Below are 12,984 nucleotides of genomic sequence, written 5' to 3'. Positions count from 1 at the left end.
TAGTTCCGACCGGTCGTGCCCGCGCGCGGCGCGCCGGCGCGGCCTTTTGCGCGCTGTGCTGAATGGAAAATTGGGGCTCCGAGGAGCGAAGCGCCGATGAACAGTTTTGAATTGAACAAAATCGCGGGCGCGGTGCTTGGCACGCTGACGTTCACGCTCGGCCTCGGCATTCTCTCCGAAATCGTCTTTGCCCCCTCGGCACCTGCCAAGCCGGGCTATGAGATTGCGGTTCCCGATGGTCCTTCCGAGGCGCAGGTGGCTGCGCCGGTGATGGTGCCGATCGAGGAATTGTTTGCGAAGGCATCGATCGAGAAGGGCGCCAATGTCGCCAAGCGGTGCGCGTCCTGCCACAACTTCGTGGAAGGTGCCGGCGCCAAGGTTGGTCCCGACCTTTATTCGGTCGTGGGACGCGCCAAGGCCAGCGTCGCGGGCTTCGCCTACTCCGCCGCCATGAAGGCCAAGGGTGGGGACTGGACGCCCCAGGACCTGAACGACTTCCTGACGAATCCCAAGGCTTACATCCCCGGCACCGCGATGGCGTTCGCCGGTATCCCGAAGGAAATGGAGCGGGCGGACCTGATCGCCTACCTCAATTCCCTCTCGCATGATCCCAAGCCGCTGCCGACCGCGACAGCTGCTGCACCGGCCGCACCCGCTGCTGGAGATGCCAAGCCGGCAGATCCCCGGCCTGCGGATACCAAACCCGCAGACGCCACGCCCGCTCCCGCGGCACCTGCACCTGCGGCTCCTGCACCTACAGATGCCAAGCCCGCGGATGACGCGAAGCCTGCCGGAGACGCCAAGCCGCAGTGATTGCTGCGCTGGTTCTCCTACATGTCGAATCAGAAGGCCGGTCCGGCATTGGGCCGGCCTTTTGCATTCAGGCCGCGCATGAAGATGAATCTTTCCGACACTTGTGCTGCGCTGCACCATACCTTATCTACCATCCACACGGATGGTTCTGGGATGGATAATGCGATGATTACGGACTTGGCTGCCGCCCGCGACCTGGCCATCCTCGACTTGACGAAAAGCGAACTGGCCAAAAGCCACTTGGCCCCTTCCCGCCCGGCCAAGCCGGCGGAAAGCGAGAAGATCACGATCAACCTGGGGCATGTCGATCTCGGACAGATCGACCTCCTGGTGGAGGATCGCTTCTATTCCAACCGCACGGATTTCATCCGCACGGCGATTCGCAACCAGCTCGACCGGCACCGCGACGCGCTCAACCGCTCGGTGGAAGTGCGCAGGATGGAACTGGGCCTGCGCCATTACGGGCGCACCGAGTTGGAAGCGGTGAAGGCGGCGGGCGAAACGCTGCGCATCCAGGTGCTCGGGCTGGTGGTCATCGATCCCGACGTGACCCCCGAGCTTGCGCGCGACACCATCGCCGCGATCCATGTTCTGGGCGCCTTGCAGGCCAGCCCCGGCGTGAAGCACGCGCTGAGCGGGCGCATCCAGTGATTTTGCTTATGACCCGAAACAATCAGGCGATGGACCAGGTTCTAGCGCCCTATGCCCGTATCAAGGATTGAATTTCATGAAGCCCGTCTTCAACGTCGATATGAGGGAGGTCACCCGCCTCACCCGGGAAGGGCGGCTGGACGAGGCCATGGCCCTGCTGCGCGGCGGCGCCCCTGATACCGACGATACACCGGAGGCGTCCTGGGCGCCGGCCGATACCACGCCCCGCACGCGCCTCGGCTTCGCCCTTCCCTCGGCGGCGGACATGATCTCTCCCGCCGGCCTGATGGCGCGACTGGGCACGCTCGATTTCGATGCCCAGCCACAGGGTGGGACACCCGTGGAGGGCGCTGCGCAATTTGAGAATCGCAGCTTCGCCAACGCGGCGGGCAATCGCGCCTACAAGCTTTTCATCCCGAGCTGTTATGCCGACGCGCCGCTGCCGCTGGTCGTCATGCTGCACGGCTGTAGCCAGTCGCCGGACGATTTCGCCATCGGCACCCAGATGAACGAGTTCGCCGAGGAGCGGGGCTTCTTCGTCGCCTATCCCGGCCAGAACAAGTCGGCCAACGCGTCGCGATGCTGGAACTGGTTCAATAGCGGCGATCAGCAGCGCGGTCAGGGTGAGCCCTCGATCATCGCCGGGATTACGCGCGAGATCATGGCCGAGTTTTCCATCCAGCCGGATCGCGTGTTCATCGCCGGCCTGTCCGCTGGCGGCGCCACTGCCGCCATCATGGGGGCGGCCTATCCCGACCTCTACGCCGCCATCGGCGTCCACTCGGGGCTGGCCTGCGGCGCGGCGCGGGATATGTCCTCGGCCTTCGGCGCCATGCGCGACGGGGGCTCTGGCACCCCGACCCGCAGTGCCGACGGACGTATCGTTCCTACCATCGTGTTCCACGGCGACCGCGACACCACGGTCAATCCGATCAACGGCGATTTCGTCATCGCTCAATCCAAGGCCGACGCCCGGCTGCGCACCGACGTCACCCAGGGCGCGGCACCGGGCGGCATGCGCTACACCCGCACCCGCGAGAGCGACGAGAGCGGGCGGGTGGTGCTGGAGCAATGGGTGGTGCACGGTTCAGGCCATGCTTGGTCCGGCGGCAATCCCGACGGCTCCTTCACCGATCCGCGTGGACCGGACGCCAGCCGCGAGATGGTGCGCTTCTTCCTCGACGAGACATCGGCCTGACGAAGGGTCGTCAAAGCCTCCCGATCACGACGCGACGGACCCTTTTCACCGGATTTTGCGCGCTGTCCCCCGTCCGCGCCTTCTTTCTGCCGTCGCGCCGGGGGTGATTATCGGCTATGGCGCTCCAGAGCCGGTTGCGCTTGGGTGAAACCACCCAGGCGAAACATTTGTTACCGGAGCCCACGAAGGCACGCCTTCTCCGATCCGCTCACGGCGCAAACGGAGTGGGGCTGTGTTCTTGACCCGCCCCTGCCGTCGATCCGGAGCCAATCCATGCGTTTGAAGGTCCGCTGCCTCGTCCTGGCCCTGGCCGTCCTCGCCGGTGGCACCCCGGCGTTCGCGCAGCAGGCCGAGGCGCCGTTCCGTGCCGCGACCTCGCTCATGGGCGAGCCGAAGTATCCTCCGGATTTCAAGCATTTCGACTATGTGAACCCCGACGCCCCAAAAGGCGGCGTGGTGCGATTTTCCGAAACCGGGACATTCGACAGCTTCAACGTGATGATCCCGCGCGGCACCGCCGCTGCCGGCATCGGCTTGATCTACGACACTCTCACCACCCAGTCGCGCGACGAAGTCGCCACCGCCTACGGCCAGATTGCCGAGAGCCTGGCCTTTCCGGCCGACTTCTCCTGGGTAACGTATCGCCTGCGGCCCGACGCCAAATGGCACGATGGCGCCCCCATCACGCCCGATGACGTGGTGTGGTCGTTCGACATGATCACCAAGAACAACCCCGGCCAGGCCTTCTATTATCGTCATGTGAAGGATGTGCAGAAGACCGGGGAGCGGGAAGTCACCTTCACCTTCGACCAGGGCGGAAACCGCGAACTTCCCCAGATCGTCGGCGAGATGATGGTTCTGCCCAAGCATTGGTGGACCGGTACCGACGCCTCCGGCAAGCCGCGCGACATCACCCAGGGCACCCTTGAGCCGCCGCTCGGCTCGGGCGCCTACAAGATCAAGTCCTTCGTCCCCGGCCGCACCGTGTCCTACGAGCGGGTGAAGACCTATTGGGGCAAGGATCTGCCGGTGAATGTCGGCTCGAACAATTTCGACGAGATCCGCTACGAATATTATCGCGACGACACGGTGGAGTTGGAGGCGTTCAAGGCCGATCAGTACGACTTCCGGATCGAAACCTCCGCGAAGAACTGGGCGACCGCCTATGATTTCCCCGCCAAGACCGACGGGCGGGTGTTGCTGGAAAGGTTTGAGAACAAATCTTCGGGCGTGATGCAGGCGTTCGTGCCCAATCTGCGTCGGGCCAAGTTCCAGGACCAGCGGGTGCGCCGTGCGCTGAACTATGCGCTCGATTTCGAGGGCATGAACCACACGCTGTTCTTCGACCAGTACACCCGCGTCGGCAGCTATTTCTCGGGCACCGAGTTGGCCTCGTCAGGCACGCCGCAGGGGCTTGAGCTGAACATCCTGAACGGCGTGAAGGACCAGGTGCCGCCGGACCTGTTCACCAAGCCCTACACCAATCCCACAAGCCCCAATGAGGACGCCCGCCGCGCCAACCTGCGCGCCGCCTTCGACCTACTGAAGCAGGCCGGCTATCAGGTGAAGGGCAAGCAATTGGTCGATCCCCAAGGCGTGCCCTTCACCCTTGAGATCCTGATCAACAGCCCGGCGTTCGAGCGCGTCGCCCTGTTCTATAAGCCGGGCCTTGAGCGGCTGGGCATCCAGGTCAGCGTGCGGATCGTCGATTCCTCGCAATATATCAACCGCGTCCGCGCCCGCGACTTCGACATGATCATCGCCGCCTGGGGCCAGTCGCTCTCGCCCGGCAATGAGCAGCGCGATTATTGGGGCTCGGAATCCGCCAAGCGCGACGGCTCGCGCAATTATGCCGGCATTTCCAACCCGGCCGTCGATATGCTGATCGACAAGGTGATCTACGCCAAGAACCGCGAGGAACTGGTGGCCACCACACATGCCCTCGACCGGGTGCTGCTGTGGAACGATTATGTCATCCCCGCCTGGACGCTCCGCTACACCCGCACCGCGCGGTGGGATCGCTTCGCGCGGCCGGAGAAGCTGCCCCAATATAGCTTTGAATTCCCCACCATCTGGTGGTGGGACGCCGCCAAGGCGGCGAAGGCTGGGAACCCACCCCAATGACCAGGGGTGGGACCAGCCGCCGGAGCTTGCTGCGCATCGCCGCCGGGGCGGGCGTCTTCGCACTGGCGCGTCCGGCATTCGCCGAAGACATAGCATCCCCGCCGGCCTCGCCACTTACCGGCACCGCCGCGCCGGCAGATGTGGAGCGCCACGGACTTTCCGCCTTTGGCGATCTGAAATACCCGGCGGACTTCAAGCAGTTCGACTATGTGAATGTGGAAGCCCCCAAGGGCGGCACCTATTCGCTGATCGGCCCGAACGCCGCCTATAACCAGTCGTTCCAGACCTTCAATTCCCTGAACGGCTACATCTTGCGCGGCGATGCCGCCCAGGGCGTGTCGCTGATCTTCGACAGCCTGATGGCGCGGGCCGCCGACGAGCCGGATTCGCTCTATGGTCTGGTGGCGGCGGGCGTGACCGTCTCGGACGACGGCCAGCTCTATCGCTACCGGCTGCGCCCCCAGGCGCGCTTCCACGACGGCACCGCGCTCACCGCCGAGGATGTCGCCTTCTCACTCAATACCCTGAAGGCGCAGGGCCATCCGCTGATCCGCCAGGGCTTGCGCGAGTTCATCAGCGCCGAGGCCGAAGGGCCGGGCGTCGTGGCGGTCCGCTTCACCCCGCAGCGCCCGCGCGACGTGCCGCTCTATGCCGCCAGCCTGCCGATCTTCTCGAAGGCCTATTACACCACTCACACGTTCGACGAGACCACCCTGGTTCCTCCGCTCGGCTCCGGTCCCTATAAGATCGGCCGGTTCGAGAGCGGGCGCTTCATCGAATATGATCGGGTCGCGAACTATTGGGGCGCCGACCTTCCGGTCAATCGCGGGCGGTTCAACTTCGACACCATCAGCTTTGAATATTTCCGCGACCGGGACGTGGGCTTCGAGGCGTTCAAGGCCCGCGGCTATCTGTTCCGCGAGGAGTTCACCTCCCGCGCCTGGTCGACGCAGTATGACTTCCCCGCTCTCAAGGACGGCCGGGTGAAGCGCGATGTGCTGCCCGATCATACGCCCTCTGGCGCGCAGGGCTGGTTCTTCAACACCCGCCGCGCCAAATTCCACGACCGCCGGGTCCGCGAGGCCCTGGCGCTGGCCTTCGATTTTGAATGGACCAACAAGAACCTGATGTTCGGCCAGTATGACCGGACCGTCTCGTTCTTCCAAAATTCGGACCTCATGGCTGAAGGAAAACCTTCCGAAGCCGAGGAAAAGCTGTTGGCGCCCTATCGCGACACGCTGCGGGCGGAGGTGTTCGGCGTGCCTTATGTGCCGCCCGTCGGCGACGGCTCAGGCCAGGACCGGGCGATGCTGCGCCGCGCCGCTGCGCTCCTGAAAGAGGCAGGCTATCAGATCAAGGATGGCAAGCTGGTGGACGCGAAGGGCCAGCCTTTCACCATTGAGTTCTTGGACGACGACGGGTCTTTCGAGCGACATACCTCGCGCTACATCGCCAATCTCAAGGTGCTCGGCATCGACGCCACTTTCCGCATCGTCGATCCCGCGCAATATCAGGCGCGCCTGAAGGACTTCGACTTCGACATCCTGGTGCGGCGCTATTCGGTCTCGCTCAATCCCGGGGAGGAGTTGCGCTCCTATTTCGGCAGCGAGGCGGCGCGCACCAATGGCTCCAACAATATGTCCGGCATTTCTGATCCCGCCGTGGATGGGCTGATCAAAGCGGCGCTGGCGGCACAGACCCGGCCGGAGCTGGTCACGGCCTCGCGCGCACTCGATCGCGTGTTGAGAGCGGGCCACTATTGGGTGCCGCAATGGTACAAGCCGTCCCACTGGATCGCCTATTGGGACGTGTACGATCGACCCAGCACACTCCCCAAATACGACACCGGCATTCTCGACACCTGGTGGACCCGCCCGCAGACCTCGCCCACACAGGGCGCCCCGACACCCGCGAAGGGCGGTTGACGCGGAGCCTTTGGCCCCGCAACGTCAGCCGAATCCCGGAGGCTAGATGCTCGCTTACATCCTCCGCCGCATCGCGCTCATGATACCGACGATTCTCGGCATCATGCTGGTGTCGTTCGTGGTCATTCAGTTCGCGCCCGGTGGCCCGGTGGAGCGGGTGATCGCCCAGCTCACCGGCGACGACGTGTCCGCAACCTCCCGTGTCTCCGGTCAGGGCGGCGATTTCGCAGGCGGGGGGGCGGCACCGGGGGGCGGCATGGATGCCTCCGCATCGAAATATCGCGGCGCCCAGGGCCTCGACCCGAAATTCATCAAGGAACTGGAGAAGCAGTTCGGCTTTGACAAGCCGGCGCACGAGCGGTTCCTGCTGATGATCTGGAACTACGCCCGGTTTGACTTCGGCCGCTCTTATTTCCGCGACATCGGGGTTCTCGACCTGATTGCAGAGAAGCTGCCGGTCTCCATCTCCCTCGGGCTCTGGATGACACTGCTGACCTATCTCATCTCGATCCCGCTCGGCATCTCGAAGGCGATGCGCGACGGTTCGCGGTTCGATATGTGGACCTCGGCAGTCATCATCGTCGGCTATGCCATCCCCTCCTTCCTGTTCGCGATCCTGCTGATCATCCTGTTCGCCGGCGGCTCGTTCCTCGACTGGTTTCCGCTGCGCGGCCTCACGTCCGACAATTGGGCCCAGCTCTCCTGGCCGGAGCGCATCCTGGATTACGGCTGGCATCTGGTGCTACCGCTGACCTCGATGGTGCTCGGCGCCTTCGCCACCATGACACTGCTCACCAAGAATTCCTTCATGGAGGAAATCCGCAAGCAGTACGTGACGACCGCCCGCATGAAGGGCCTGTCGGAGCGGCGGGTGCTCTATGGCCATGTGTTCCGAAACGCCATGCTGATCGTCATCGCCGGCTTTCCCAGTGCCTTCATCTCCGCCTTCTTCACCGGCTCGCTGCTGATCGAGACCATCTTCTCGCTGGATGGGCTGGGCCTGCTCGGCTTCGAGAGCGTCCTCAACCGGGATTATCCCGTGGTGTTCGGCACCCTCTACATCTTCTCGCTGGCGGGGCTAATCATCGGCTTGGTCTCCGACCTCACCTATATGATGGTCGATCCGCGTATCGACTTCGAGACGCGGGAGGTCTGAGCATGGACACCCGCGCGTCCCTGCCGCCCGCCGCGCCCACCGTGAGCGAAAAGCCCCCGGCGCCGCTGCCCACCAAGCGAAGCTGGCTGTCGCCGCTCAACAAGCGGCGCCTGCGGAACTTCCGTACCAGCGGGCGCGGCTGGTGGTCGTTCGTCGTCTTCATGATCCTGTTCGTCATCAGCCTGTTCGCGGAGTTCCTCGCCAACGACAAGCCGGTGCTCGTGAAATATGACGGCGCCTATTACATGCCGGTGTTCCGCGATTATCCCGAGACCACATTCGGCGGGGACTTCGAGACCACGACGGATTATCGCGATCCCTATCTTCAGAAGCTGGTCGCGGAGAAGGGCGGCTGGATGATGTGGCCGCCGGTCCGCTTCAGCTACCACACCCACAATCTCGACCTTCCGACCCCGGCCCCCTCCCCGCCCACCTGGATGCTCACGGAAGCGCAATGCAAGACGGTGGCGGATCGCAAGGGGCTCTCGGGCTGCTCGGGGCTTGAATACAATTGGCTGGGCACCGACGATCAGGGCCGAGATGTGCTGGCGCGGTTGATCTATGGCTTCCGCGTCTCGGTATTGTTCGGACTGGCGCTGACCATCGTGTCCTCGGTGATCGGTGTGGCGGCGGGCGCGGTGCAGGGCTATTTCGGCGGCTGGATCGACCTGCTGTTCCAGCGGTTCATCGAGATCTGGACCGCCATCCCCTCGCTCTATCTCCTGCTGATCATCTCGTCGGTTCTGGTGCCCGGCTTCTGGGTGCTGCTGGGCATCCTGCTGCTGTTCTCCTGGGTCTCGCTGGTGGGGCTGGTGCGAGCGGAATTTTTGCGGGCGCGGAACTTTGAATATGTCCAGGCGGCCCGCGCGCTCGGGGTCGGCAACCTCACCATCATGCTGCGTCACCTGCTGCCCAACGCCATGGTCGCGACGCTCACCTTCCTCCCATTCATCCTGTCCTCGTCGGTGATGACACTGACGGCGCTGGACTTCCTCGGCTTCGGCCTGCCCCCCGGCTCGGCCTCGCTCGGCGAGTTGCTGTCTCAGGGCAAGGCCAACGTCCAGGCCCCCTGGCTCGGCCTCACCGGCTTCTTCACCGTGGCGCTGATGCTGAGCCTGCTGATCTTCATCGGCGAAGCCGTCCGCGACGCCTTCGACCCGCGCAAGACGTTTACGTGAGGTGTGGTAGGATGGGTTGTTTGTAGCTTTACGAGGCCGGAAGGAGCGCAGGGTGAACAAGATCGTGCGGGAACACTATCCGGTAGAAAAGCTGCCGGAGGATTTGAGGGCGGGCCTATCGGCCGGTCAGTCGGTGACCATTACCGTCGAAGAGGAAGTTGCCCTGATCCCAGACGACACTTTCGATGAACTGGTCGCCGAAATCTTACGCAACCCAAAGCCGATGACTCTCAGCGAAGCTCGCGCCTTGGTTGGCCCTCGAAATGTGTCGGGCGAAGAAGCTGTTGCACGTATTCGTGCACTTCGCGACGAATGGGATTGATAGCCCGTGCGCCTGTACTTCGACGCGAGCGCATTAATTCATATGGTGGAAGGGGCCCCCGGCGCCTCGGCGGAGCGCTTCGCCTCAACGGCGGCGGCTACCGGCAGAATGGGGACGACAATCGTCACAAGCGAACTATCGTTAGCGGAGGTTCTTGTGAAACCCCTCCGCGAACAGGATTTCGATCTCATCATTGCCTATAATAACCTTCTTTCTGTCCGCCCTTCTGATCAAATCGAGACCATTCCGATTTCTCGGAACATTCTTGGCTTGGCGGCGCGCATTCGCAATAAAAAGCCCAGCATAAAATTGCCCGATGCAATCCATATAGCGACCGCTGAATTCAGCGGATGCTCTGAAATTATCACGGGCGATAAACGGTGGACTGGCGCATCAATAATTCGGATCAGCGACTTCAATACCTTTGATCTTTTCAGCTTTCTTGAGATGTTTTCATGAGCGCCCCTCTCCTCTCCGTCCAGGACCTCTCCGTCGCCTTCCGCCGGATCGAGGGGCCGGCGATCGCGGTGGATCGTGTGTCATTCGATGTCATGCCCGGCGAGACCGTAGCGCTGGTGGGCGAATCCGGCTCAGGCAAGTCGGTCACGGCGCTCTCGGTGCTGAAGCTGCTGCCCTATCCTTCGGCCAGCCACCCCACGGGCAAGATCCTGTTCAAGGGGCGGGACTTGCTCACTCTGCCGGAGCGGGAGCTTCGGGGGGTGCGCGGCAACGACGTGACCATGGTGTTCCAGGAACCCATGACCTCGCTGAACCCGCTCCACACCATCGAGCGGCAGATCACCGAGATGCTTCTGCTCCACACTGGCCTTGCCGGCCAGGCGGCGCGGGCGCGCACGGTCGAGTTGCTGCACGAGGTGGGCATTCCGGAGCCTGAAACCCGGCTTGCGGCCTATCCCCATCAGTTGTCCGGCGGGCAGCGCCAGCGCGTCATGATCGCCATGGCGCTGGCGAATGAACCTGACCTTTTGATCGCCGACGAGCCCACCACCGCGCTTGATGTCACCGTGCAGGCGCAGATCCTGAAGCTGCTCAAGCAGCTCCAGGCGCGGCTCGGCATGGCCATGCTGTTCATCACCCACGACCTCGGCATCGTCCGCAAAATCGCCGATCGGGTGTGCGTGATGCAGAAGGGGCAGATCGTCGAGCAGGGTTCGGCGGAAGAGACCTTCGCCAACCCGAAGCATCCCTATACACAGGCGCTGCTGCGCGCCGAGCCCAGACCCGACCCCGCCCCCGCTGCGCCGGACGCGCCCAAGGTGGTCTCGGCGGAAAACCTGAAGGTCCATTTCCCCATCAAGCGGGGGATGCTTCGCCGCACAGTGGGCTATGTGAAGGCGGTGGACGGGGTCTCGATCGCGATCCACAAGGGCGAGACATTGGGCGTGGTGGGCGAATCCGGCTCCGGAAAGACCACGCTGGGTCTTGCCCTGATCCGCCTCATCTCAAGCGAAGGGCCGATTACGTTTCTCGGCAATCGCATCGACGGGCTGAAGTTCGCGGGCATGCGCCCTCTCCGGCGGGACATGCAGATCGTATTCCAGGATCCCTATGGCGCGCTCTCCCCCCGCATGTCGGTCGCGGACATCGTCGGCGAGGGGCTGGAGGTGCATCACAAGCACCTGACGTTGGACCAGCGGGAGGCGCGGGTGATCGCCGCTCTCACCGACGTCGGCCTCGACCCGGAAAGCCGCCACCGCTACCCGCACGAATTCTCCGGCGGCCAGCGCCAGCGCATTTCCATCGCCCGCGCCATGGCGCTGGAGCCCTCATTCGTGGTTCTGGACGAACCCACGAGCGCGCTCGACATGCTGGTCCAGGCGCAGATCGTCGACCTGCTGCGCAGCCTCCAGAAGAAGCGCAACCTCACCTATATGTTCATCTCCCACGATTTGCGGGTGGTCTCGGCCCTGGCGAGCCGCATTCTCGTGATGCGCAACGGCAAGGTGGTCGAGGAAGGCCCGGCCCGCGACGTGTTCGAGCGGCCCCGCGAGGACTATACCAAGGCGCTGTTCGCGGCCGCCTTCAACCTTGACACCGGCCACGCCGGGATCGTCGCTCAATGAACGGCGCCGGCCCTATGGCCGATACCGCCGCTCATGTCGAACTCTCCGAGGCGGAGGTTCTGGCGGATTCCTTTCTCAGCTACGAGCGATACAACCTCACGCTGGTGGAGGCGGACGGCGAAGCCAGCACCCTGGTGCGGGACGTGGTGCGGGTCGGCGGCGTGGTCGGCATATTGTGTGTCGATCCGGTGCGGCAGGAGGTGGTGCTGATCCGCCAATTCCGCCTTGCCGCGCACCTCGCAACCGGCCTCGGGCAGATGATCGAAATCCCCGCCGGCCGGCTAGACGGCGACGAACGGCCGGAAGACGCGGCCCGCCGCGAATGCCTGGAAGAAACCGGCCTCACGCCGTTTCACCTCGAAACCATGTTCGAGATCATGTCCACGCCCGGCGTGATCGACGAGCATGCCACGCTGTTCCTTGCATTGGTGGATGCGTCGGCCCTGCCGGAACGGGCCGGGCTGGAGACCGAGAACGAGGTTACGCGCCCCTTTGCGATTGCGATCCCGGCGGCGCTGGAACTGCTGGAAAACGGGCGCTGCTATAACGGCTATCTCAGGCTGGCACTGCAATGGTTGGCACTTAACCGCGCGCGCATCGCCCACCCCGCCTAGAGGGCGGTCTTGTCGAAACGGGCCAGATCGAAGTCGGCGACATCGTCCAGCAGCGCGATAAAGGCGCGGGCCCCATGGTCGGCGGCGGCCTCGCCCTTATCTCTCGTCCCAGCGGCGGCATTTCCCATGGCGCCGGAGGGATGCAGGTCTTCGCTCATCCAGCCGAAGCCGACGGGGTGGTTGGCGCGCAGGTGCGTGAAGCTGCTCTCCATCGCCACGCTCCAGGGCACAAAATCGGCGGCCTGCGCCATGTCCACAAGGTCCGGCCGGAAAGCGAGCATGAGCGAGGTTTCGATCTCCCCGCCATGAATGCCATGGGTTCGCTCCTCGGTTGCGAACAATCCTTCGGGATAGCCGAAACGATGCATGGAGCAGGTTACGGCCAGCATGGCGTGCCGCGCCCGAAGCCGGCGCGACAGCAGGTCGATGACGGGCACGTTGCCGCCATGGGTGTTCATGATCACCAGCCGCCGAACGCCGGCGCGATCCAGCCCTTCCGCAATCTGCCCCCAGGCGGCGAGTGCGGCTTCGGGCGAAAGACTGAGCGTCCCGCCGAAAGAGGCGTGCTCGGCGGACGCGCCCACGCTCTGCACCGGCAGGAACAGCACCGGCCGGTCGCCCAGCAGCGGCAGGATGCGGGCGATGTAGCCTTCAGCGATATGCGTGTCGGTGCCGAGCGGGAGATGCGGTCCATGCTGCTCCACAGCAGCGACCGGCAAGATCCCGATGGTGCGTGCGTGATCCAACGCGGCAATTTCGGGCACCGAAAGATCGGTCCAGAAGCGTTTGGTCATGAAAACGTGGCCCCAATGAACACGCGAACTTTAGGCCCGAAGGCCGTGACGGGAAAGTTCATGAGGCTTAAAGTTGGTAAAAGCCGGCAAAGTATTTATTTTTCGTACCGAAAGTTTTAAATCTG

The 12,984-nt window shown here is 63.7% G+C and carries 12 protein-coding genes; 11 read left to right on the top strand and 1 reads right to left on the bottom strand.

All coding sequences use genetic code 11. The features are described from left to right. Positions 1-96: 96 nt before the first annotated feature. The 11 genes from ADADO0_RS02670 to ADADO0_RS02620 all read left to right on the top strand — a co-directional run bounded on the left by ADADO0_RS02670 (position 97) and on the right by ADADO0_RS02620 (position 12,065). Positions 97-813, top strand: a complete 717-nt coding sequence (locus ADADO0_RS02670) for a c-type cytochrome (RefSeq protein ID WP_511303544.1) — start codon at positions 97-99, stop codon at positions 811-813. 165 nt (positions 814-978) lie between these two features. Further along, positions 979-1,464, top strand: a complete 486-nt coding sequence (locus ADADO0_RS02665) for a ribbon-helix-helix domain-containing protein (RefSeq protein WP_511303543.1) — start codon at positions 979-981, stop codon at positions 1,462-1,464. A gap of 76 nt (positions 1,465-1,540) precedes the next feature. Then, positions 1,541-2,662, top strand: coding sequence for an extracellular catalytic domain type 1 short-chain-length polyhydroxyalkanoate depolymerase (locus ADADO0_RS02660; RefSeq protein ID WP_511303542.1), 1,122 nt, complete (start codon positions 1,541-1,543; stop codon positions 2,660-2,662). Between the two features lie 273 nt (positions 2,663-2,935). After that, positions 2,936-4,786, top strand: coding sequence for an extracellular solute-binding protein (locus ADADO0_RS02655; RefSeq protein ID WP_511303541.1), 1,851 nt, complete (start codon positions 2,936-2,938; stop codon positions 4,784-4,786). Further along, complete coding sequence (locus tag ADADO0_RS02650) at positions 4,783-6,711, top strand: extracellular solute-binding protein (RefSeq protein ID WP_511303540.1); 1,929 nt, start codon at positions 4,783-4,785, stop codon at positions 6,709-6,711. The genes ADADO0_RS02655 and ADADO0_RS02650 overlap by 4 nt, the downstream gene beginning before the upstream one ends. Positions 6,712-6,757: 46 nt before the next feature. After that, complete coding sequence (locus ADADO0_RS02645; protein WP_511303539.1) at positions 6,758-7,867, top strand: microcin C ABC transporter permease YejB; 1,110 nt, start codon at positions 6,758-6,760, stop codon at positions 7,865-7,867. Between the two features lie 2 nt (positions 7,868-7,869). Next, the gene (locus ADADO0_RS02640) at positions 7,870-9,045 is read left to right on the top strand and encodes an ABC transporter permease (protein ID WP_511303538.1); all 1,176 of its coding nucleotides are present in this window, start codon (positions 7,870-7,872) and stop codon (positions 9,043-9,045) included. A 52-nt stretch (positions 9,046-9,097) separates the two neighbouring features. Then, a complete protein-coding gene (locus ADADO0_RS02635) occupies positions 9,098-9,367 on the top strand; it encodes a hypothetical protein (RefSeq protein WP_511303537.1) in 270 nt (89 codons plus the stop codon). Positions 9,368-9,373: 6 nt separating this feature from the next. Continuing rightward, positions 9,374-9,826, top strand: a complete 453-nt coding sequence (locus ADADO0_RS02630; protein ID WP_511303536.1) for a type II toxin-antitoxin system VapC family toxin — start codon at positions 9,374-9,376, stop codon at positions 9,824-9,826. Next, complete coding sequence (locus ADADO0_RS02625) at positions 9,823-11,451, top strand: ABC transporter ATP-binding protein (protein WP_511303535.1); 1,629 nt, start codon at positions 9,823-9,825, stop codon at positions 11,449-11,451. The genes ADADO0_RS02630 and ADADO0_RS02625 overlap by 4 nt, the downstream gene beginning before the upstream one ends. After that, positions 11,448-12,065, top strand: coding sequence for an NUDIX domain-containing protein (locus tag ADADO0_RS02620; protein ID WP_511303534.1), 618 nt, complete (start codon positions 11,448-11,450; stop codon positions 12,063-12,065). The genes ADADO0_RS02625 and ADADO0_RS02620 overlap by 4 nt, the downstream gene beginning before the upstream one ends. On the opposite strand, the gene ADADO0_RS02615 is transcribed toward ADADO0_RS02620, so the two are convergent. Next, positions 12,062-12,859: a creatininase family protein gene (locus ADADO0_RS02615; RefSeq protein ID WP_511303533.1), complete on the bottom strand. Its 798-nt coding sequence runs from the start codon at positions 12,857-12,859 to the stop codon at positions 12,062-12,064. The genes ADADO0_RS02620 and ADADO0_RS02615 overlap by 4 nt on opposite strands. Positions 12,860-12,984 lie beyond the last annotated feature (125 nt).

The organism is Aquabacter sp. (assembly GCF_965279295.1).
Lineage (GTDB): Bacteria > Pseudomonadota > Alphaproteobacteria > Rhizobiales > Xanthobacteraceae > Aquabacter.
The sequence above is the reverse complement of the archived record's forward strand: the minus strand, read 5'-3'. Positions and strand labels throughout refer to the sequence as shown.